The sequence below is a fragment of the Pseudomonas guangdongensis genome (assembly GCF_900105885.1).
GTDB lineage: Bacteria > Pseudomonadota > Gammaproteobacteria > Pseudomonadales > Pseudomonadaceae > Geopseudomonas > Geopseudomonas guangdongensis.
Genome location: NZ_LT629780.1, coordinates 3,070,442 through 3,092,261 on the forward strand (window position 1 = coordinate 3,070,442; position 21,820 = coordinate 3,092,261).

Below are 21,820 nucleotides of genomic sequence, written 5' to 3' on the forward strand. Positions count from 1 at the left end.
GCCCCGGCTCAACGGTTGATGCACTTGACGAAGGAGAACAGGTCGGTGGCGCAGAGCATGTCGGTGATGATGAAGATCACCAAAAACAGCACGATGACCCCGACGATGCCGCCGGCCGGCGCCTCGCCGAGCTGTTGATTGAACTGCGCCAGCTCGGCGTTGCTCAGGCTGGCGATGCGCCGCTCGACCTGCTCGCGCTCGACGCCCAGTGCCGCCAGCTTGTCACGCACGCCCTGGTCGTCGAGCATGGCCAGCAGTTGCTGGCGGTCGAGCTGTTGCTGCTGGGCCTGCAGCACCTCGCCGATGCCGAGCATCGCCGCCTGGGCCAGCGGCACCTGGACGCCGGCGCACAACTGGGCGGCCAGCAGTGCGACCGCCAGACGGCGGCGGATTGGTCTCTTGAACATGACGACTCTCCTGAGTGGGGAAGGCTCTAGACTCCCGTCACCTCCACGGGTTCCTGCAGAGCATAGAGGAGGCTTCGCCAGGATACCGGCACCGCGATGGCACCCCGCCATGATTGTCATGATTTCGCAACACGACGGTCATCCCGGCGACATACAAAAACTCTAATAAAGGCTCCACTTCCTTATTCCATTGGAAACTGCCTGATGCTCTCCCGCCTGACCATCGGTACCCGCCTGGCCCTCGCCTTCGCCACCATCGTCCTGCTGATGATCGCCGCCACCGGCGCCGGCCTGCACGGCCTCGACGCCCAGCGCGACACCGCCACCGAGATGCTCGACACTCATGTGGTGCTCGCCCACAACGCCTCGGAAATCCGCCGCCTGACCCTGGAGGAGCGCCGCCTGGAGAAGGAAATCTTCATCAACGTCGCCTTCCTCGCCAGCGTCCGCCCGCACAAGCAGAAATGGGACGAGGCCCACCAGCAACTGCTGCGCCTGCTCGACGAGGGCGCCGCCCTGGCGCCCTCCGAGGAGTTGCGCGCGCTCTACGAGGAGTCGGAAAAGCAGCTGATCGCCTACAGCAACGGCTTCGCCGCCCTCTACGCGCGCATCGAGGAACAGGACCTGACCGATACCGGCATCGCCAACATGGTCTTCGGCCAGTTCAACGACGAGGTGCAGCAGCTCGACACCCTGGCCGCCGATATCGAGCAGCGCGCCCTGCAGCTGATGAGCGAGGCCGCCACCCAGGTCGCCCGGCAGTACTACCTGTCGCGCAACAGCCTGCTGGGCTTTGCCGTGCTCGCCGTGCTGATCGCCGGCGCCATGGCCCTGTCGATCACCCGCAGCATCACCCGCCCCCTGCAACGCGCCCTCGACGCCACCCGGCGCCTGGCCGACGGCGACCTGACCCAGAGCCTGCACGGCCACAACCACGACGAGACCGGTCAGTTGCTCAGCGCCATGGGCGAAACCAACCAGCGCCTGTCCAGCCTGGTGATTTCCCTGCACGACAGCAGCGAAAGCGTGCTCGACGGTGCCCACGAGGTCCTGACCGGCAGCCAGGCGCTGGCCGCACGCACCCAGGAGCAGGCCATCGCCCTGCAGCAGACTGCATCGAGCATGAGCCAGATCACCGGCATCGTCCGGCAGAACAGCGAAGTCACCGAGCAGGCCAGCCAGCTGGCCCTGGAGGCGGCACGCACCGCGCAGAGCGGCGGCCGCGACGTGGCGCAGTCGATCCAGCTGATGCAGGAGCTGGCCGACAGCTCGCAGAAGATCAACGACATCATCCAGGTAATCGACTCGATCGCCTTCCAGACCAACATCCTCGCCCTCAACGCCTCAGTCGAGGCGGCGCGGGCCGGCGAGCAGGGTCGCGGATTCGCCGTGGTAGCCGCCGAGGTGCGCACCCTGGCCAGCCGCAGCGCCGACTCGGCCAGCGAGATCCGCCAGTTGATCGAGGCCATCGCCGGCAAGATCAACGACGGCGCACGACAGGCCGAGCACAGCGGCGCCAGCATCCGCGCCACCGTCGCCTCGATCGATCGCCTGTCCAGCCTGATGCAGGAAGTGGCCAGCGGCACCCGCGAGCAGAGCGCGGGCATCGAGCAGATCGACAACGCCATCCACCAGATGGACAACAGCACCCGGCAGAACGCCCTGCTGGTCGAGCAGTCGCGCAGCGCGGCCGCCGCCTTGGAAGATCAGGCCGAGCAGATGAAGCAGCGGGTGGAAAGCTTCCGCATCAGCCAGCCGGTGCGCTCCGATGCCGACGACAACGCCTACGACAATGACGTCGAACCTGCCCCGGTGACGCGGCAACGGCGCTTCGCCGCGGCCTGAACGCCGGGCAAGCGACGCGTATCAGCCCAGCCGCGCACTCCACAGGGCATCGGCGCGCGCGAATGCGTCCTCGCGGTCCAGGCCCAGGCCGCGCAAGGCCAGCGCCATGCTGGCACGCACCGCCAGCAAGCCGTAGGCGTCCTGCGCCTCGCCGCGCCACACCGCGAGCAGGTGCGCGGGATCGAGTCGGGCAGGCTTGACGTGGCGCTGCGCGGACAACGCCGGCCACTCCTCGTCCCAGGCCTGCCCGCCCGTGGCGCCGTAAAGGTGCATGGCGGCATCGGGGTTGGCCTCGATCTCGCCGCCATCGCCCTTGATCACCAGGGCATGGTCGCCGAGCAAGCGGCTGGCCTCGCGATGCACCGCCTGATAGCCGGGATGGAAGATACTCTGCAGCGCGCAACGCGCGCCCAGCGGGTTGAGCACCCGTGCCAGCGAGTGGATCGGCGAGCGCAGACCGAGGGTGTTGCGCAGGTCGATCATCCGCTGCAGCGCCGGCATCCAGGCGCCCAGCGGCATGAAGGCGAGCCCGCCGCGCGCCAGTGCCGCCTCGACCTCCGCCCAGTCCGCGCAGCAGGGAATCTCCAGGGCCGCAAGCATCTGCTCGCTGTACAGCCGGCCGGCGGTGTGCGCGCCGCCACCGTGCATGAAGATCCGCACCCCGCCCGCCGCCAGCGCCTTGGCGGCCAGCAGGTACCAGGGCAGATGGCGCTTCTTGCCGGCATAGCTCGGCCAGTCCAGGTCCACCGCGATGGCCGGCGCGGCGACCCGCGCGCGCACCGCCTCGGTGAAGCCGGCCAGCTCCTCGGCGCTCTCCTCCTTGTGCCGCAGCAGCATCAGGAAGGCGCCGAGCTGGACGTCCTCGACCCGCCCGTCGAGCAGCATGCCCATCGCCTCGCGCGCTTCGTCGCGGGTCAGGTCGCGGGCGCCGCGCTTGCCCTTGCCGAGAATGCGCACGAAGGCGGCGAAGGGATGTTCTTCGGGAGTGGTCGGGATCGGCGTCATATGCAGTTGGTCGGTTTCGGTAGCCCGGCCAGCTTGGCGGCCAGTTTGGCAGGAGTGCCGTTGAACAGGCGGTTGAGGTACAGGCTGTTGCCCTTCTCCGCGCCCAACTGCTGGGCCACGTAGCGGATCAGCGGCCGGGTCGCCGGCGACAGCTGGAACTCGGCGTGGAAGCGCCGCAGCAGATCGAGAATTTCCCAGTGCTCGGCGCTCAGCGCCAGCCCCTCGCGGGCAGCCAGCGCCTCGGCCACCGCCCGGTCCCAGTCGCCGAGCTGCTGCAGATAGCCGTCGCCGTCCAGCGCAATCTGCCGGCCGCTCACGTCGAGACAATTCATAGCCAGCTGTTGACCCGTGCAAAACGCAGGCTCAGGTCGACGAAGCCGGCATAGTCGACCACCGTCACCCGGGCCGGCGCAGCCAGGCCACGGGCGGCCAGATCTTCGTCCAGGATGAACAGCGGCTGCCCGGCGGGCAGCGCCTCCAGCAGGGCGCGCGGCGCCGTTCCAGGTTGCAGGGCATGGACGGCATCGCCAGTCAGCAGCAGGCCGTCGTCGGCACCGAGCAGGCGCAGGCAACTGGCGAAGCTGTCATCGCCGAACGGCGAGCGGGAAAGCAGGTGCAGGGTGGACATCAGAGGGTCATCACCAGATCGTGTCGATTGAGCAGGGCCGCCAGCGCGGCGTCCTCCACTAGCGTCGCCGGCAGGGCCAGCTGCGCGGCCTCCAGACCACGGCGCTGCAGGTCGGCAGCCGCCACATACAGCGCCTCGATGCCGAACAGCGGCAACGCCCTGAGGTTGGCGCCCAGGTCCTTCTGCTCCAGCAGGGCCGGCTGCTGGCCGGCCTGCAGCTGGAACACACCGTCATCGAGAAACAGCAGGCTGATCGGCAGGTCGAAGGCGCCGCCGGCCAACGCCACATCCAGCGCCTCGCGCGCCGCCGGGCCGCTCCACGGCGCGCGCCGGCAGATCAGCAACAGGGATTTGGCCATGCTCAGTCGCCTCCGAAACAGATCAGCCGGTCGGCCTCCTGGGCCATCTCGTGCCACTGCCCAAGGCCCGACAGCGTCCAGCCTTGGCTCAGATTGGCCGCCGGGCGCCGATAGCGCTCGGCTTCGCCGGCATCCAGCACACCGCGGCGCAGGGCGGCGGCGATGCAGACCACCGCATCCAGGCGATGCCGCTCCACCAGCGCGCGCCAGGCGGCGGGCAGGTCCAGCTCGTCCTGGGCGGCGACCGGCAGGGCCGACCCCAGATGCACGGCATCCTGATAGAAGAACAGCCGCACGATCTCGTGCCCCTCGGCCAGCAGTGCTTCGGCAAAACGCAGGGCGCGACGACTGGACGGGGCATGGGGCGCGGCGAACAGGGCAAGGGCGAATTTCATGGCATCTTCCGGGTACGCCCGGCGGGCGGAGGCGGCATGGACACCGCCCTCCCCGCCCACCAGACGCACCCGCTCAAGGCTGGCTAATGGCGTTAGCCGGCATGATAAACGAAAAGACCCGCCAGGGCGGCGGGTCCGAAAGGCGCGACGGCGGTCAGTCGTCGCTGCCCATGATGCCGAGGATCTGCAACAGGCTGAGGAACAGGTTGTAGATCGACACATACAGGCTGATAGTCGCCATCACGTAGTTGCGCTCGCCACCGTGGATGATCTCGCTGGTCTGCCAGAGGATCGCCGCCGAGGAGAACAGCACGAAACCGGCGCTGATCGCCAGCTGCAGGCCGCTGATCTCGAACAGCCAGGCCGCCAGCATGGCACCGAGCAGGACGAAGAAGCCCACGGTGATGAAGCCCGACAGGAAGCTCATGTTCTTGCGGGTGGTCAGCACGTAGGCCGACAGGCCGCCGAACACGATGGCAGTCATCGCGAAGGCGCTGACGATCAGGTCGGCGCCGTTGCTCAACGCCAGATAGCGGTTGAGGATCGGCCCCAGGGTGTAGCCCATGAAACCGGTCAGGGCGAAGGTGCTGAGCAGCCCCCAGCCGGAGTTGCGCAGCTTCACGGTCAGGAAGAACAGACCGTAGAAACCGACCAGAGTGAGCAGAATGCCCGGATGCGGCACCTGCGCCTGCTGCGCGGCGAACGCCACCAGACCGCTGAAGCCCAGCGTCAGCGCCAGCAGCGCATAGGTATTGCGCAGGACCTTGCTGGTCGCCTGCTGCTCGACCTGCGTATCGTGCAGGACATAAGGATGTTCGCGCATGTTGCTCCTCCTGGATGGACACTGGCGCAATGGGACGAGCAAATCTTAGCAAAGCCCCGCCCGGCACCGGGCAACAGAGTTTGACAGGCTGTTTCGATCCGGTAGTATTGCGGCCCTGTTAAGGAAGCGTGGCCGAGTGGTTTAAGGCAGCGGTCTTGAAAACCGCCGACGGGCAACTGTCCTAGAGTTCGAATCTCTACGCTTCCGCCAGATTGCAATCGAAAGCCCCGGAATCCGGGGCTTTCGTGTTTCTGGGAATAAAACCACTTCAACATAGTCCTGCCCTACTCCCATACGAGTAGCTCTGCGAATTGCCGCGCCATCCGAGCGAGCGCACAACGCCCACCTTATTCCGCCCGGATATAGCGCCAACACATCGCCTCGCAACAAGACCAGCACTCGCCGCAAAGTCCCCACAGCTCGCAAAAGCGCTATTCTGACCGCACAGGTACATGCCGCCACAGGCCCAGCAGACCGCGTCAGGAGAGCACCATGCCAGAGTCATCGAGCCATCCCATGCCCGCCGAACAGCTGGGCGAACTGCTGCAGATCCTCCTCAGCGCCGAGCGCGCCGGTGCCAAGGTGGCCGGCGAAAGCCTGCGCCAGAGCGAGGACGACGCCCAGCGCGCGCTGCTGCAGCAAATCCTGCAGGGCGAGGGCGACAGCTGCCGCCACCTGCTCAACTGCCTCAACCACCTGGGCCTGGAACCCAACCGCGACACCGGCGCCTTCTACGCCAAAGCCATGGCTATCGAGCCGCTGGAGGAGCGACTGCAGTTCGTCGACCGCGGCCAGCAATGGGTGATCCGCACCCTGCGCGAGCATCTGCCGGGCTGTGACGATGCGCTGATCCGCGCCGAGCTGGAGGAGGTGCTGCGCATCCACGAGCAGAACAGCGCGGCAGCACACAATTGACACCTGGGCGGGGTATCGTCATCGCAGCGGTACAGGCTTCGACAGCGTGCGGCGGGCGATGCCGCGAGGGACGAATGCGCGGTGCCAGCCCGCTTGCGGGTTCGCCTTGCGAACGATTCGGGAGAGGTCGTGCACGGCAGCGTCCACGACCAAAGTACAACGACCCGCACAGCGCTTTCGCCGCCCTGCTGCAGGCCCCGCAAGCATCGCCCCAAGGCGCGTTCCAGAGCGGCTGTGCGAACGCGGTCGAAGACCGGCGCCAGCGCGCCCGGACGCCCCGCCCAGGCAACGCAACGTCATGAATCCCATGGACATATCGTGATATGCTGCCGCACGATTGCGGCGGTAGAGACCCGAATAGCGAAGCGGAATGCGTTCTACGCCTTTCGACCAACAGACGGTCGATCCCCATAACAACAACCGCCCATGGCCAAAAGCCGATGCGCTCGGAATCGCCAAAAAAGCATCCTCTTGCGCGCATCAAGACATTGTGCAACCACAGCAAAACTGAGGGTTAGATTAGAAGATGTCCACTCGCTCAAAGATTATCTACACCTTTACCGACGAAGCACCCGCCCTGGCGACCTACTCCCTGCTTCCGATCATCAAAGCCTTCACCGCCTCCTCCGGCATCTCTGTTGAAACCCGCGACATCTCCCTCGCCGGCCGCATCCTGGCCAGCTTCCCCGAATACCTGAGCGCAGAGCAGCAGATCGGCGACCACCTGGCCGAACTGGGCCAGCTGGCGACCACCCCCGAAGCCAACATCATCAAGCTGCCCAACATCAGCGCCTCGATCCCGCAGCTCAAGGCGGCGATCAAGGAACTGCAGGAGCACGGCTACAAGCTACCGGAATACCCGGAAGCACCGGCCAACGACACCGAAAAGGACGTCAAGGCCCGTTACGACAAGATCAAGGGCAGCGCCGTGAACCCGGTCCTGCGCGAGGGCAACTCCGACCGCCGCGCCCCGCTGTCGGTCAAGAACTACGCCCGCAAGCATCCGCATAAGATGGGCACCTGGAGCGCCGACTCCAAGTCGCACATCGCCTACATGAGCAACGGCGACTTCTACGGCAGCGAGCAGGCCGCACTGATCGAAGCCCCCGGCAGCGTCAAGATCGAACTGATCGGCGCCGACGGCAGCAGCAAGGTGCTCAAGGAAAAGACCGCCGTGCTGGCCGGTGAAATCATCGACTCCTCGGTGATGAGCAAGAAGGCCCTGCGCAGCTTCATCGCCGCGCAGATCGATGAGGCCAAGCAGCAGGGCGTGCTGCTCTCCGCGCACCTCAAGGCCACCATGATGAAGGTCTCCGACCCGATCATGTTCGGCCACATCGTCGCCGAGTACTACAAGGACGCCCTGGACAAGCACGCCGAAGTGCTCAAGGAAGTCGGCTTCAACATCAACAACGGCATCGGCGACCTGTACGCCCGCATCAAGGCCCTGCCGGCCGAGAAGCAGGCCGAGATCGAAGCCGACGTCCAGGCCGTGTACGCCCAGCGTCCGCCGCTGGCCATGGTCAACTCCGACAAGGGCATCACCAACCTGCACGTGCCGAGCGACGTGATCGTCGACGCCTCGATGCCGGCGATGATCCGCGACTCCGGCAAGATGTGGGGCCCGGACGGCCAGCTGCACGACACCAAGGCGCTGATCCCGGATCGCTGCTACGCGACCATCTATCAGGCCGTCATCGAAGACTGCAAGCAGCACGGCGCCTTTGATCCTGTGACCATGGGCAGCGTGCCGAACGTCGGCCTGATGGCCCAGCAGGCCGAGGAATACGGCTCCCACGACAAGACCTTCGAGATCCCGGCCGCCGGCACGGTCCGCGTGACCGACCAGAACGGCAAGGTGCTGATGGAGCAGGCTGTCGAGGCCGGCGACATCTGGCGCATGTGCCAGGTCAAGGATCTGCCGATCCAGGACTGGGTCAAGCTGGCCGTCAACCGCGCCCGCGCCAGCAACACCCCGGCGGTGTTCTGGCTGGACGCCAAGCGCGCCCACGACGCCCAGGTGATCGCCAAGGTCGAGCAGTACCTCAAGGACCACGACACCAGCGGCCTGGAAATCCACATCATGGCCCCGGTCGAGGCGATGAAGTTCTCCCTGCAGCGCATCCGCGCCGGCAAGGACACCATCTCCGTCACCGGCAACGTGCTGCGCGACTACCTGACCGACCTGTTCCCGATCATGGAGCTGGGCACCAGCGCCAAGATGCTGTCGATCGTCCCGCTGATGAACGGCGGCGGCCTGTTCGAGACCGGCGCCGGCGGCTCCGCGCCCAAGCACGTCCAGCAGTTCGTCGAGGAGAACCACCTGCGCTGGGATTCGCTGGGCGAGTTCCTGGCCCTGGCTGCCTCCCTCGAACACCTGGGCACCACCACCGACAACGCCAAGGCGCTGGTGCTGGCCAAGACCCTGGACCAGGCCAACGGCCAGTTCCTCGACAGCAACAAGTCGCCGTCGCGCAAGGTCGGCCAGCTCGACAACCGCGGCAGCCACTTCTATCTGGCGCTGTACTGGGCCCAGGCCCTGGCCGCCCAGAGCGATGACCTGGAGCTGCAAGCCCAGTTCGCCGATCTGGCCAAGAGCCTGACCGACAACGAGGAGAAGATCGTTGCCGAGCTGAACGAGGTGCAGGGCAAGCCGGTCGACATCGGCGGCTACTACCATGCCGATCCGCAGCTGACCAGCCAGGCCATGCGCCCGAGCGCTACCTTCAACGCCGCCCTGGCGCAACTGGCCTAAGCCTGCTGCGCGCTGCGTGACCGACGGGCTCGCCCGTCGGTAGCCTCGACAGAAACCCCGGCCCGGTGCCGGGGTTTCCGTTTCTGCCGCAGGCACGCGCGCCACCGCACGAGGAGAACCCCATGACCCGTTTCACCCCGCACGTCACCGTCGCCACCGTGGTCGAGGACCAGGGCCGCTTCCTGCTGGTCGAGGAACACGCCGAAGGCCGCGTGGTGCTCAACCAGCCGGCCGGCCACCTGGAGGCCGACGAAAGCCTGCTGGACGCCGCCCGGCGCGAAACCCTCGAAGAGACCGGCTGGGAGGTCGAGCTGACCGGCGTCACCGGCATCTATCTGTACACCGCACCGAGCAACGGCGTGACCTACCAGCGCGTATGCTTCGCCGCCCGCCCGCTGCGCCACCGCCCCGAACTGGCGCTCGACGAGGGCATCATCGGCCCGCGCTGGCTGAGCCGCGAGGAGCTGGAGGCGCGCCGCGAACAGTGGCGCAGCCACCTGGTCGCCCGCTGCATCGACGACTACCTGCAGGGCGAGTGCTACCCGCTGGCGCTGATCCGCCTGCCGGGCTGATCGCCGCGCCCTTCCCGCCCTGCTAGAATCGCGCCTTTGCCTCCAGCAACGGTTTTCCGGATGACTATGCGTGACCCTGCCAATACCCGCGTGATCGTCGGCATGTCCGGCGGCGTGGACTCCTCGGTGTCGGCCCTGCTCCTCCAGCAGCAGGGCTACCAGGTCGAAGGCCTGTTCATGAAGAACTGGGAGGAAGACGACGGCACCGAATACTGCACCGCCAAAGAGGACCTGGCCGACGCCCAGGCGGTGTGCGACAAGCTGGGCATCAAGCTGCACACCGCCAACTTCGCCGCCGAATACTGGGACAACGTGTTCGAGTACTTCCTCGCCGAATACAAGGCCGGCCGCACCCCCAACCCGGACATCCTGTGCAACCGGGAAATCAAGTTCAAGGCATTCCTCGACTACGCCCTGATGCTCGGCGCCGACCTGATCGCCACCGGCCACTATGTGCGCCGCCGCGATGTCGACGGGCGCAGCGAGCTGCTCAAGGGCCTCGACCCGAACAAGGACCAGAGCTACTTCCTCCACGCCGTCGGCGGCGAGCAGATCGCCCGGACCCTGTTCCCGGTGGGCGAACTGGAGAAGCCGGCGGTGCGCGCCATCGCCGAGCAGTACGGCCTGGCCACGGCGAAGAAGAAGGACTCCACCGGCATCTGCTTCATCGGCGAGCGGCGCTTCCGCGACTTCCTCAAGCAGTACCTGCCGGCTCAGCCGGGCACCATCGAGACCGTCGACGGCCAGGTGATCGGCCAGCACCACGGCCTGATGTACCACACCATCGGCCAGCGCCAGGGCCTGGGCATCGGCGGCATGAAGGACGCCGGCGACGACGCCTGGTATGTGCTGGCCAAGGACATGGCGCGCAACGTGCTGATCGTCGGCCAGGGCAACGAGCACCCCTGGCTGTTCTCGCGCAGCCTGGAGGCCTCGCAGATCTTCTGGGTCAACCCGGTCGAACTGGACGCACCGCGCCAGCTCACCGCCAAGGTGCGCTACCGCCAGCAGGATCAGGCCTGCACCCTGGAACGCAGCGCCAGCGGCTATCGCGCCATCTTCGCCGAGCCGCAGCGCGCGGTGACGCCCGGCCAGTCGGTGGTGTTCTACGACGGCGAGGTCTGCCTCGGCGGCGGCGTGATCGAAAGCGCCAGCCCCTGGGATGCGGAGATCCAGCGCCCATGAACCGCGAACAGGAACGCCTGCTGGCGCTGGCCGGCGTCTTCGAGGCCGCCGCGCTGGTCGACCGCCTGGCCAAGACCGGCCAGGTCCAGGAAGGCGCGCTGGGCTGCATGCTCGGCAGCCTGCTGGTGCGCAATCCCAAGGACACCCTGGAGGTCTATGGCGGCGACCACCTCAACCTGCGCGACGGCATGCGCGCGCTGGCCGGCGCCCTGGAGCGCAACCCGCAGAGCCTGCCGCGCGAAACCCTGCGCTACGCCGTGGCGCTGATCTCCCTGCAGCGCCAGCTGGACAAGCGCGACGACATGCTCCAGGTGATCGGCAACCGCCTGCAGCAGATCGACAGCCAGGCGCAGCTGTTCGGCATCGCCCACGACAACGTGATCGCCGCCTGCGCCGCGCTCTATCAGGACACCCTGAGCACCTTCCGCCAGCGCATCCAGGTCCACGGCGAGATGCGCCACCTGCAGGACAGCCGCAACGCCGACAAGGTCCGCGCCCTGCTGCTCGCCGGCATCCGCAGCGCGATGCTCTGGCGCCAGCTGGGCGGGCGCCGCTGGCAGCTGCTGTTCAGCCGCCGCAAGCTGCTCGACCAGCTCTATCCGCTGCTGCGCGGCTGAGCCATGGCCAGCCCCGCTCCCACCGCGACCCGGCAGCACCGCCCGGGTCGCGGCGCCGCCCTGCTGGCGCTGTCGGCACTATTCTTCGCCCTGATGGGCGTGTGTATCCGCGAGGCCACCGTTCTCGGCGTCGGCAACGAGATGGTGGTGTTCTTCCGCAACGCCGTCGGCGTGCTGTTCTTCCTGCCGCTGGCGCTGACCCGCGGCCTGGCGCCGCTGCGCACCGCCCGCCCGTGGAGCCACCTCAAGCGCAGCGCCTGCGGCCTGGCGGCGATGTACTGCTACTTCTACGCCCTCGCCCACCTGCCGCTGACCGACGCCATGCTGTTCAGCTACGCCGCGCCGGTATTCACCCCGCTGATCGCCTGGTGGTGGCTCAGGGAGCCGTTGACTGCGCGCATGCTGTTGGCCACCGCGATCGGCTTCGCCGGCGTGCTGCTGGTGGCCAAGCCCAGCGGTGCGCTGGTCTCGGCCATCTCGCTGATCGGCATCCTGGCCAGCGTGATGGCCGCCTGCGCCTTTGTCTCGATCCGCGAGATGAGCGACAGCGAGCCGGCGTTCCGCATCGTCTTCTGGTTCGCCCTGTTCAGCGCCCTGGCCTCGGCGCTACCGCTGCTCTGGGCCTGGCAGCCGCTCCAGGGCGAGCAGTGGCTCCTGCTGATCGCCGCCGGCCTGATGGCCAGCTTCGGCCAGTTGAGCATGTCGCAGGCCTACAGCTACGCGCCGCCGGGGCTGATCGGCCCGGTCGCCTACCTGGCCATCGTGTTCGCCGGGATCATCGCCTGGCTGCGCTGGGACGAGGTACCCAGCCAGGCCTCGCTGCTCGGCGCCGGGCTGATCTTCGCCGCCGGGCTGATCCCGCTGCTGCGCCGCTCGCGCTGAGCCGCCGCCGGGCCGGCGCTTTCCGTGTATAATTTCGCCCCTTTCCTGTAGCCAGACTGTCGAGAACGTCCTCATGCAGCTCTCCTCGCTCACCGCAGTGTCCCCCGTTGATGGCCGCTATGGCAGCAAAACCAGCGCCCTGCGCCCGATCTTCAGCGAATTCGGCCTGATCCGCTGCCGCGTGCAGGTGGAAGTGCGCTGGCTGCAGCGCCTCGCCGCCCACGCCGGCATCCCCGAGGTCGCGCCGTTCTCCGCCGAAGCCAACGCCCTGCTCGACGCGCTGGCGGAAAACTTCCAGCTCGAACACGCCGAGCGCATCAAGGAAATCGAGCGCACCACCAACCACGACGTCAAGGCCGTGGAGTACCTGCTCAAGGAGCAGGCCGCCAAGCTGCCGGAACTGGCCGCGGTCAGCGAGTTCATCCACTTCGCCTGCACCAGCGAGGACATCAACAACCTGTCCCACGCGCTGATGCTGCGCGAAGGCCGTGACAACGTGCTGCTGCCGCTGATGCGCCAGCTGGCCGACGCGATCCGCGCCCTGGCCGTGCAGTTCGCCGCCGTGCCGATGCTCTCGCGCACCCACGGCCAGCCGGCCTCGCCGACCACCATGGGCAAGGAACTGGCCAACGTGGTCTACCGCCTGGAGCGGCAGATCGCCCAGGTCGCCGCCGTGCCGCTGCTCGGCAAGATCAACGGCGCCGTGGGCAACTACAACGCCCACCTGTCCGCCTACCCGGACGTCGACTGGGAAGCCAACGCCCGCGAATTCATCGAAAACGACCTGGGCCTGGCGTTCAACCCCTACACCACCCAGATCGAGCCGCACGACTACATCGCTGAGCTGTTCGACGCCATCGCGCGCTTCAACACCATCCTCATCGACTTCGACCGCGACATCTGGGGCTACATCTCCCTCGGCTACTTCAAGCAGAAGACCGTGGCCGGCGAGATCGGCTCCTCGACCATGCCGCACAAGGTCAACCCGATCGACTTCGAGAACTCCGAAGGCAACCTGGGCATCGCCAACGCGATCCTCCAGCACCTGGCCAGCAAGCTGCCGATCTCCCGCTGGCAGCGCGACCTGACCGACTCCACCGTGCTGCGCAACCTCGGCGTCGGCCTGGCCCACAGCCTGATCGCCTACGAGGCCAGCCTCAAGGGCATCGGCAAGCTGGAGCTGAACGCCGCACGCCTGGCCGAAGACCTGGACAACTGCTGGGAAGTGCTGGCCGAGCCGGTGCAGACCGTGATGCGCCGCTATGCCGTGGAAAACGCCTACGAGAAGCTCAAGGAGCTGACCCGCGGCAAGGGCATCAGCGCCGAGGCGCTGCGCGAGTTCATCGACGGCCTGGACATCCCGGAAGCCGCCAAGGCCGAGCTGCGCCTCATGACCCCGGCCAGCTACATCGGCAACGCCGTGGCCCAGGCCCAGCGCATCTGACCCCAGCCTGAACGGCGCCCCGCCCGACCGTCAGGACTGGCCAGCACAGCGCAGTCTCGACAGTCGGGCGTTTTCATTCCCGAAGAGTTGGATATGGCACCCGATACCCCGCTGCAACTGCTGGGCGGCCTGACGCCCCGCGAATTTCTCCGCGACTACTGGCAGCAGAAACCGCTGCTGATCCGCCAGGCGATCCCCGGCTACCAGAGCCCGATCAGCCCGGACGAGCTGGCCGGCCTGTCGCTGGAGGAGGAAGTCGAGTCGCGCATCGTCATCGAACATGGCGACCGCCCCTGGGAACTGCGCCGCGGCCCGTTCGCCGAGGACGCCTACCAGCATCTGCCCGAGCGCGACTGGACCCTGCTGGTGCAGGCGGTCGATCAGTTCGTCCCGGAAACCCGCGAGCTGCTCGAGCAGTTCCTGTTCCTGCCCAGCTGGCGCATCGACGACCTGATGGTCAGCTATGCCGCGCCCGGCGGCGGCGTCGGCCCGCACTACGACAACTACGACGTGTTCCTGCTGCAGGCCCATGGCCGGCGCCGCTGGAAACTCGGCCAGCTGTGCGACAGCGACAGCCCGCTGCTCGAGCACCCGGACCTGCGCATCCTCGACGGCTTCGAGCAGAGCGCCGAATGGGTGCTGGAGCCCGGCGACATGCTCTACCTGCCGCCGCGCCTGGCCCACTACGGCATTGCCGAGGACGAATGCATGACCTATTCGGTGGGCTTCCGCGCCCCCAGCGCCAGCGAAGTGCTGACCCACTTCACCGACTTCCTCGGCCAGTTCCTCCCCGACGAGGAGCGCTACAGCGACGCCGCCTGCGCCCCGGCCAGCGACCCGCACCAGATCCAGCGCGATGCCCTGGAGCGCCTCAAGGGGCTGATCGACAAGCACATCAACGACGAACAGCTGCTGCTCACCTGGTTCGGCCAGTTCATGACCGAGCCGCGCTACCCGGAGCTGGTCGCCGGCGCCGAGATCGACATGGCCGAGTGCTTCGGCGCCCTCGCCGACGGCGCGCTGCTGGTGCGCAACCCCAGTGCGCGCCTGGCCTGGAGCGAGGTCGACGACTACCTGGTGCTGTTCGCCAGCGGCAACAGCCGCTGCCTGGACGCCTCGCTGCGCGAGCTGCTCAAGCTGATCTGCAGCGCCGACGTCCTGCACCTGGAAAACCTCGCCCCGTGGCTGGACAGCGACGAGGCGCTCACCCTGATTCACGAGCTGGTCAAGCAAGGCAGCCTGGAGTTCGCCGCCGATGAATAGAATCACCGTACGCATCGCCGACTGGCACGCCGACAACGCCGACCTGCGCCGCATCCGCGAGGCGGTGTTCGTCGTCGAGCAGGAAGTACCGCCGGAACTGGAGTGGGACGCCGACGACGCCGACGCCGTGCACTTCCTCGCCTTCGAGGACGAATTCGCCGTCGGCGCCGCCCGCCTGCTGCCCGACGGACGCATCGGCCGGGTCTCGGTACTCAAGGACTGGCGCGGCCTGCACATCGGCGAAGCGCTGATGCAGGCGGCCATCGCCGAGGCCGAGCGCCGCGGCCTCGGCCGCCAGTTCCTCACCGCGCAGGTCTACGCCATTCCCTTCTACGAGCGCCTGGGCTTTCGCATCGACAGCGAGGAGTTCCTCGAAGCCGGCATTCCCCACGTCGACATGGTCCGCGACGGCGCCTGAGCCGGCCCTGCCCGGCGCTCCCGTGCCGGGCGGCATTCCCCCCGCCGCCGTTTCGCGGCACCATGCCGGAAGCCCCCGCCACCCTGGAGCCTCCGGCATGTTCACCCGTCCGCTCGCCAGCCTGTGCATCCTGCTCTGCGCCGCCAGCCTGCAGGCCGAGCCGCGCCTCGACATCCTCACCCTGCAACACCGCAGCGCCGACGAACTGCTGCCGCTGCTGCAACCGCTGCTGGAGGCCGACGAGCGCATCGCCGCCGACGGCCAGCAACTGCTGCTGCGCGCCGAACCCGCACGCCTCGACGAGCTGCGCAGCCTACTCGAACAGCTCGATGTCGCGCCGCGCCGGCTGCTGATCAGCGTCGACAGCCGCCGCCAGGAACAGGGCGAGCAGCGCGGCTACCGGCTCGATGCCCAGGCCGGCCGCGACCCGCAGGCCGAGCTGCGCGTGCAGCGCTTCGGCACCCGCGACAACGCCGCCAGCCTGCAACAGATCCAGACCCTCGAGGGCTACCCGGCACGAATCCTGATCGGCCGCAGCCTGCCGGTCGAGCGCCAGGCCCGCGACGCCTACGGACACCCCTACCGCTACACCGAGCAGCGCGAACAGCAGCAGGGCTTCCAGGCCATCGCCAGCGTGCGGGGCGAACGGGTCAGCGTGCGCCTGTACAGCCTGCAGGACGACCTGGCCCGCGGCAGCGACGGCAGCTACACGAACCGGCAGAGCGATACCCTGCTCAGCGGCCGGCTGGGCGAGTGGATCGAGGTCGCCGGGATCCGCGCCGCAAGCGCCGATCCGGGCGCAGAGGTGCGTTCCAGACGCTACGACAGCGCCGCCGAGGGCCTTTCGCTACGCCTCAAGATCGAGCTTCTCGAGTGATCTAGAACTTTTGTAGTAGCTTCAAAAAAAAACTACAAAATCCATTGACGCCCCGCGCGCCTCCGCGCATGATGAGCCCGCTCCCGCTGACCAGAGGCCGGCAACGGCCCCCGAATCGCAGACCGGACCACCCCCGGGCCCGATTCGTGTCAGTACCCCCCACACGGCGGTGCGACAAGGTTGCGACTGGAACGAAGTTGTCCTGAGGGACGGGGAAGCGCTGTTGCAACCGGCTCGACATACGCAGCCCACCCGGCTGTTGTAGTCCCCCCACCGGTCGTCACTACATCCCCTCCTCCGGCCTCCTGCCGAACCGGTCTCCTCCTCGACGCTCTGCGGTGAGCTGCAACACTACCGTCAACGCTCCGGTGTTGACTGGGAATGTCGGTGCTCAACGAAACACTCTCTTTGAAGGATTGACCATGTCCGCATACCAAAACGACATCAAGGCCGTTGCCGCCCTGAAAGAAAAATTCGGCAGCAGCTGGAGCGCCATCAACCCTGAGTCGGTCGCTCGCATGCGCGCTCAGAACCGCTTCAAGACCGGCCTGGACATCGCCAAGTACACCGCAGCCATCATGCGCAAGGACATGGCTGAGTACGATGCCGATTCCTCCCTGTACACCCAGTCGCTGGGCTGCTGGCATGGCTTCATCGGTCAGCAGAAGCTGATCTCCATCAAGAAGCACCTGAAGACCACCAACAAGCGTTACCTCTACCTGTCCGGCTGGATGGTCGCCGCCCTGCGCTCCGAGTTCGGCCCGCTGCCGGACCAGTCGATGCACGAGAAGACTGCCGTTTCCTCGCTGATCGAAGAGCTGTACACCTTCCTGCGCCAGGCCGACTCCCGCGAACTGGACCTGCTGTTCACCGCGCTGGACGCCGCCCGCGAAGCCGGCGACCAGGCCAAGGCCGCTGAAATCCAGGCGCAGATCGACAACTTCGAAACCCACGTTGTCCCGATCATCGCCGACATCGACGCCGGCTTCGGCAACCCGGAGGCCACCTACCTGCTGGCCAAGAAGATGATCGAAGCCGGTGCCTGCTGCATCCAGATCGAGAACCAGGTTTCCGACGAGAAGCAGTGTGGCCACCAGGACGGCAAAGTGACCGTTCCGCACGTCGACTTCCTCGCCAAGATCGCTGCCGTTCGCTACGCCTTCCTCGAACTGGGCGTTGACGATGGTGTGATCGTTGCCCGTACCGACTCCCTGGGTGCCGGCCTGACCAAGCAGATCGCCGTGACCAAAGAGCCGGGCGACCTGGGCGACCAGTACAACTCCTTCCTGGATTGCGAAGAAATCTCCGAAGCCGAACTGGGCAACGGCGACGTCGTGATCAAGCGCGAAGGCAAGCTGCTGCGTCCGAAGCGTCTGCCGTCCAACCTGTTCCAGTTCCGCGCCGGCACCGGCGAAGCACGTTGCGTGCTGGACTGCATCACCTCGCTGCAGAACGGCGCCGACCTGCTGTGGATCGAAACCGAGAAGCCGCACGTTGGCCAGATCAAGGCCATGGTTGACGAAATCCGCAAGGTCATCCCGAACGCCAAGCTGGTGTACAACAACAGCCCGTCGTTCAACTGGACCCTGAACTTCCGTCAGCAGGTGTTCGATGCCATGGTCGCCGAAGGCAAGGACGTGTCCGCCTACGACCGTACCAAGCTGATGAGCGTCGAGTACGACAACACCGAACTGGCCCAGATCGCCGACGAGAAGATCCGTACCTTCCAGCGCGACGGTTCCGCTCAGGCTGGCATCTTCCACCACCTGATCACCCTGCCGACCTACCACACCGCCGCGCTGTCCACCGACAACCTGGCCAAGGGCTACTTCGCCGACCAGGGCATGCTGGCCTACGTGAAGGGCGTGCAGCGCGAAGAGATCCGTCAGGGCATCGCCTGCGTCAAGCACCAGAACATGGCTGGCTCCGACATCGGCGACAACCACAAGGAATACTTCGCTGGTGAAGCCGCTCTGAAGGCCTCCGGCAAAGACAACACCATGAACCAGTTCCACTAAGGAACCGGCTCACTCACCGCAACGGTGAGCGCTCCCTGAAAACCCCGGCCCTTGGGCCGGGGTTTTCTTTTGTCCGGCGCAGACTGGCATCATGCCCGCCCCGAAGCCCGGAGCCGTCCCATGTTTCTCGAACTCGCCCTGGAGCCGACCACCCTGGCCGCGCTCGCCGCCGTGGCCTTCCTCGCCGGCTTCGTCGACGCCATCGCCGGCGGCGGCGGCCTGCTGACCATCCCCGCCCTGCTGACCGCCGGCCTGCCGCCGCATCTGGTGCTGGGCACCAACAAGCTGTGCGCCACCTTCGGCTCGGCCACCGCCGCCTGGACCTTCTACCGCCGCCGCCTGTTCGAGCCGCGCGCCTGGCGCCGCGCCCTGCTGGCGACCGCCTGCGGTGCCGGCCTCGGCGCCTGGGGCGCGCACCTGCTGCCGGGCAGCTGGCTCAACCAGATGCTGCCGGTGGTGGTCTTCGCCTGCGGGCTGTACATGCTGATCAACCCCAAGCCCGCTCAGCGCACCGCAGCGAGCACTCCGCGCACCGGCCGGCAATGGCCGCAGGGGCTGGCGCTGGGCTTCTACGACGGCATCGCCGGCCCCGGCACCGGAGCCTTCTGGACGGTCAGCAGCCTGCTGCTCTATCCGCTCGACCTGCTGCGCGCCAGCGCGGTGGCGCGCAGCATGAACTTCGTCAGCAACGCCATGGCGCTGGCGGTCTTCGTCGCCGCAGGTCAGGTGGCCTGGGCGCTGGGCATCGGCATGGGGCTGGCATTGATGCTGGGCGCCTTCTTCGGCGCACGCACCGCCATCGGCGGCGGCGCGCGGCTGATCCGTCCGGTATTCATCCTGGTGGTGCTGGCGCTGACCCTGCGTCTAGCCTGGCAGCACTGGATCGGCGCGGCCTGAGCGGCGCGCCAGGTACAGCTCTATCAGATAGCGGGAGATCGCCCCCTGCGGCGGCAGGGCCGGCAGGCGGTCGAGAGGGAACCAGCGGGCATCCTCGATCTCCTCCGCCTGCGGGACGATCTCGCCGCCCAGGTAGTCGGCATGGAAGCCGAGCATCAGCGAATGGGGAAACGGCCAGCTCTGGCTGGCGATGTAGCGCAGGTTGCCGATCCGCACCGCGACCTCCTCGGCCACCTCGCGATGCACGCAGGCCTCGATCGACTCGCCCGGTTCGACGAAGCCGGCCAGGGTGCTGTAGACCCCGGCGGCGAAGCGCGGCGAGCGCGCCAGCAACAGCTCGTCGCCGCGCCCGATCAGCACGATGATGCTCGGCGACAGCTGCGGATAGCAGCGCATCGCGCAGTCCGGGCAGTGCATCGCCCGCTCGCCGGGCAGCACCTGCAGCGGCGTGCCACAGCTGCCACAGAAGCGGTGCTGGCGCGCCCAGGTGCCGATCTGCGCGGCATAGCCGAGCATCTGGAAGGTCTGCCGCTCGCCCTCCAACATGAACTGGCGCAGCCCCTTCCAGGCATGGCCGGGCCACAGTCCGTCGTACGCTGCGGGCAGTTCCAGGACGAACACCGGCTGGCCGTCCAGATAGCCGATGCCATGCTCGGCGATCACCGCCGGCAGCCGGCGGCGCAGGCCTTCGCGCGGCAGCAGCGGCCCCTGCGGGCCGCACAGGAAACGCTGCTGGCAGTGCAGCAGCGCCCAGCCGCCGGAGCGGCCCGGGTCGACCAGCGCGGCCTGCCAGGCCATCAGCAGGCCACCTCCAGGCCCAGCGCGCGCACGCTGTCGGCAGCCAGGTCGAGTACCCCGCGCCGGCCGTCTTCGTGCAGGCCCTCGCCGCCTTCGAGGAAGAACTCCAGACTGCTCAGCGCATCGGCCAGGGTTTCCAGCATGGCCTCCGGCGGCATCTGCGCCGAGCCCAGCATGCCGTCCTCCACGTAGTCGGCGCAGGAGGCAACCAGCGCGCCGGCCCGTTCCAGACCGAGGAACCACAGTCCGCCGCGCACGCTGCGCAGGCTGTCGGGCACCGCCAGCAACGGGCGGGTGTCGCCCCGACCGTCCAGATAGGCGGCGATGGCCTGCTTGGCCTGAGCCAGGGCGTTGCGCGCTTCGAAGATCACCACCCGGCGCGCCTCGGCGAACTGCCGGGCGGACGCTTCGCTGCTGTCGTCGCTGCGCACGCTCTGCGCGCCGAGGCACGGCTTGAGCGGCTCGCCGTGCGCCAGGCCGGCGACCATGCTCTCCACCGTCAGCAACACGTCGGCCAGCCCGGCCAGCGCCGGACCTGGCGCCGCCGCCAGCCGCGGCAGCTGCTCGTGCAGCAGGGTCGCGCCGGCGCCGAGGCCGACCATGCCCAGGGTCTTGGCCAGGCGCTCCAGCTGCAGGCGCAGGCGCTCGCCGCCCTCCGTCTGCTGGCTGCCGCGCGCGCACAGATCGAGCAGTTCCTTGAGTTCGCCCAACTCCTCGCTCATCGCCTGGGCCAGCGAGCGCATCACCGCCTGCCCCGGGCCGGCCAGGCGCTGCGCGGCCTCGGCCAGCAAGGCGTCGCTGAACGGCAGCGGCGCCAGGGCGAACACCCGGCGCACCTCGCGGCTGCGCGGGCCGGCGCCGTTGCCGAGCGCCACCAGATAGAGCAGCTCCTTGAGCAGGCTGCGCGGCGCCTCGCTGGACGGCGCGTCGAGCAGCTGGCGCAGCTGGCGGTCGATGCGCGCGAGCAGGCGCAGGCGCCACGGATAGAGGCGCAGCGGCGCCTCGCGCAGACTTTCCAGGGCGGCGGCGGCGATCCAGCACAGCCGCGTGGCGCAACCGGCATCCAGGCGGCCCAGGGCGCGCTCCATCAGGCGCAGCCCGGCCTCCACGCCCTCGCCGCGCAGCACGCCGAGCAGGCCGACCTGATACATCTGCCGCAGGCGGCGCCCGCTGTCGCTCGTCAGGGGCCGCAGCGCGCGCGGCGGACGCGGCGCATCGAGGCGCACGCTGAAGAAGAAACTCTCCGGCAGGGCCGGCTGCCCCAGCGACTCGCGCACTTCGTTGACGCTCGGCAGCAGCAGCTCGGGGATTTCCTGGCGGTGGCTGTCGATGCTTTCCAGATAGCGGCGCAACACGAACAGGCCGCGACCCAGCGCGGCCAGCTGGCCGTCGCGCGCCGCGCCGGCCCCGGTGGGGATGTCGGTGGCCAGCTGCCACATCTCCCGCGCCAGCAGCTCGGCGCCCGCCAGTTGCAACAGCTTGAGCGTGCCGCCGAGCTGTTGCAGGCCCTCGACCATCTGCTGCAGGGCGGCGGCGTCGCCGCGCTCGGCGATGAAGCGCTCCAGGCTCTGCTCGACCTGCTCGATGGTGACGAACAGATCGTTGCGTACCAGGCCGAGCGATGTAGCCCCCATGACCATAATGTGTTTGCGCCTCCTGCGACGATCGTGGAAATCCGCGTCCGCGCGGAGCGGCGCTACGCCATGCAGGGCATGGC

22 protein-coding genes and 1 tRNA gene are annotated in these 21,820 nt (G+C 67.8%); 14 read left to right on the forward strand and 9 right to left on the reverse strand.

Translation table 11 applies throughout. The features are described from left to right. Positions 1-8: 8 nt before the first annotated feature. Positions 9-407 carry a PA2779 family protein gene (locus BLU22_RS14300; RefSeq protein WP_090215856.1) on the reverse strand — a complete coding sequence of 133 codons (399 nt, stop codon included), beginning with the start codon at positions 405-407 and terminating at the stop codon, positions 9-11. A gap of 204 nt (positions 408-611) precedes the next feature. Here BLU22_RS14300 and BLU22_RS14305 point away from each other — a divergent pair, with 204 nt between their 5' ends. Then, positions 612-2,252: a methyl-accepting chemotaxis protein gene (locus BLU22_RS14305; protein ID WP_090215859.1), complete on the forward strand. Its 1,641-nt coding sequence runs from the start codon at positions 612-614 to the stop codon at positions 2,250-2,252. 21 nt (positions 2,253-2,273) lie between these two features. Here the strand turns inward: BLU22_RS14305 and BLU22_RS14310 are convergent, their stop codons facing one another. The 6 genes from BLU22_RS14310 to BLU22_RS14335 form a co-directional block, all read right to left on the reverse strand. Further along, on the reverse strand, positions 2,274-3,257 hold the full coding sequence (locus BLU22_RS14310) for a glycosyl transferase family protein (RefSeq protein ID WP_090215862.1): 984 nt from the start codon (positions 3,255-3,257) through the stop codon (positions 2,274-2,276). Next, positions 3,254-3,589, reverse strand: coding sequence for a TusE/DsrC/DsvC family sulfur relay protein (locus BLU22_RS14315; protein ID WP_090215863.1), 336 nt, complete (start codon positions 3,587-3,589; stop codon positions 3,254-3,256). Before BLU22_RS14315 ends, BLU22_RS14310 begins: the two co-directional genes overlap by 4 nt. Beyond that, positions 3,586-3,885, reverse strand: coding sequence for a sulfurtransferase complex subunit TusB (gene tusB, locus BLU22_RS14320; protein ID WP_090215866.1), 300 nt, complete (start codon positions 3,883-3,885; stop codon positions 3,586-3,588). The genes BLU22_RS14315 and tusB overlap by 4 nt, the downstream gene beginning before the upstream one ends. Next, complete coding sequence (gene tusC / locus BLU22_RS14325; protein WP_090215867.1) at positions 3,885-4,244, reverse strand: sulfurtransferase complex subunit TusC; 360 nt, start codon at positions 4,242-4,244, stop codon at positions 3,885-3,887. Before tusC ends, tusB begins: the two co-directional genes overlap by 1 nt. Positions 4,245-4,246: 2 nt before the next feature. Then, positions 4,247-4,639, reverse strand: a complete 393-nt coding sequence (gene tusD / locus BLU22_RS14330; RefSeq protein ID WP_090215870.1) for a sulfurtransferase complex subunit TusD — start codon at positions 4,637-4,639, stop codon at positions 4,247-4,249. Positions 4,640-4,793: 154 nt separating this feature from the next. Beyond that, positions 4,794-5,462 carry a Bax inhibitor-1/YccA family protein gene (locus BLU22_RS14335; protein WP_090215872.1) on the reverse strand — a complete coding sequence of 223 codons (669 nt, stop codon included), beginning with the start codon at positions 5,460-5,462 and terminating at the stop codon, positions 4,794-4,796. 122 nt (positions 5,463-5,584) lie between these two features. Here BLU22_RS14335 and BLU22_RS14340 point away from each other — a divergent pair. The 13 genes from BLU22_RS14340 (at position 5,585) to BLU22_RS14400 (ending at position 19,305) form a co-directional block, all read left to right on the forward strand. Further along, positions 5,585-5,672 (forward strand) — tRNA-Ser (locus BLU22_RS14340). Positions 5,673-5,954: 282 nt separating this feature from the next. Beyond that, positions 5,955-6,377 (forward strand): DUF6306 domain-containing protein, encoded by a 423-nt coding sequence (locus tag BLU22_RS14345; RefSeq protein ID WP_090215875.1) that lies wholly within the window; start codon positions 5,955-5,957, stop codon positions 6,375-6,377. Between the two features lie 526 nt (positions 6,378-6,903). Then, positions 6,904-9,132, forward strand: coding sequence for an NADP-dependent isocitrate dehydrogenase (locus tag BLU22_RS14350; protein ID WP_090215877.1), 2,229 nt, complete (start codon positions 6,904-6,906; stop codon positions 9,130-9,132). 122 nt (positions 9,133-9,254) lie between these two features. After that, on the forward strand, positions 9,255-9,704 hold the full coding sequence (locus BLU22_RS14355) for an NUDIX hydrolase (RefSeq protein WP_090215880.1): 450 nt from the start codon (positions 9,255-9,257) through the stop codon (positions 9,702-9,704). Positions 9,705-9,770: 66 nt separating this feature from the next. After that, positions 9,771-10,889: a tRNA 2-thiouridine(34) synthase MnmA gene (mnmA, locus tag BLU22_RS14360; protein WP_090215882.1), complete on the forward strand. Its 1,119-nt coding sequence runs from the start codon at positions 9,771-9,773 to the stop codon at positions 10,887-10,889. Further along, positions 10,886-11,506, forward strand: a complete 621-nt coding sequence (gene hflD / locus BLU22_RS14365; RefSeq protein ID WP_090215885.1) for a high frequency lysogenization protein HflD — start codon at positions 10,886-10,888, stop codon at positions 11,504-11,506. Before mnmA ends, hflD begins: the two co-directional genes overlap by 4 nt. A gap of 3 nt (positions 11,507-11,509) precedes the next feature. Continuing rightward, positions 11,510-12,388: a DMT family transporter gene (locus BLU22_RS14370; protein WP_090215888.1), complete on the forward strand. Its 879-nt coding sequence runs from the start codon at positions 11,510-11,512 to the stop codon at positions 12,386-12,388. 73 nt (positions 12,389-12,461) lie between these two features. Next, on the forward strand, positions 12,462-13,832 hold the full coding sequence (gene purB, locus BLU22_RS14375) for an adenylosuccinate lyase (protein WP_090215891.1): 1,371 nt from the start codon (positions 12,462-12,464) through the stop codon (positions 13,830-13,832). Positions 13,833-13,925: 93 nt separating this feature from the next. Next, positions 13,926-15,095 carry a ribosomal protein uL16 3-hydroxylase gene (locus BLU22_RS14380; RefSeq protein ID WP_090215894.1) on the forward strand — a complete coding sequence of 390 codons (1,170 nt, stop codon included), beginning with the start codon at positions 13,926-13,928 and terminating at the stop codon, positions 15,093-15,095. After that, positions 15,088-15,513: a GNAT family N-acetyltransferase gene (locus tag BLU22_RS14385; RefSeq protein ID WP_090215896.1), complete on the forward strand. Its 426-nt coding sequence runs from the start codon at positions 15,088-15,090 to the stop codon at positions 15,511-15,513. Before BLU22_RS14380 ends, BLU22_RS14385 begins: the two co-directional genes overlap by 8 nt. A 97-nt stretch (positions 15,514-15,610) precedes the next feature. Next, positions 15,611-16,390, forward strand: coding sequence for a secretin N-terminal domain-containing protein (locus BLU22_RS14390; protein WP_090215899.1), 780 nt, complete (start codon positions 15,611-15,613; stop codon positions 16,388-16,390). 422 nt (positions 16,391-16,812) lie between these two features. Further along, complete coding sequence (locus tag BLU22_RS14395) at positions 16,813-18,408, forward strand: isocitrate lyase (RefSeq protein WP_090215901.1); 1,596 nt, start codon at positions 16,813-16,815, stop codon at positions 18,406-18,408. Positions 18,409-18,528: 120 nt separating this feature from the next. Beyond that, on the forward strand, positions 18,529-19,305 hold the full coding sequence (locus BLU22_RS14400) for a TSUP family transporter (protein ID WP_090215904.1): 777 nt from the start codon (positions 18,529-18,531) through the stop codon (positions 19,303-19,305). On the opposite strand, the gene nudC is transcribed toward BLU22_RS14400, so the two are convergent. Together nudC and BLU22_RS14410 are read right to left on the reverse strand one after the other, a co-directional pair. After that, entirely contained in the window at positions 19,273-20,109 is an 837-nt protein-coding gene (gene nudC, locus BLU22_RS14405) for an NAD(+) diphosphatase (RefSeq protein ID WP_090216509.1), read from the reverse strand. The two genes, BLU22_RS14400 and nudC, sit on opposite strands and share 33 nt — an antisense overlap. Beyond that, positions 20,103-21,743, reverse strand: a complete 1,641-nt coding sequence (locus BLU22_RS14410; protein ID WP_090215907.1) for a ferrous iron transporter B — start codon at positions 21,741-21,743, stop codon at positions 20,103-20,105. The genes nudC and BLU22_RS14410 overlap by 7 nt, the downstream gene beginning before the upstream one ends. Positions 21,744-21,820: the final 77 nt, after the last annotated feature.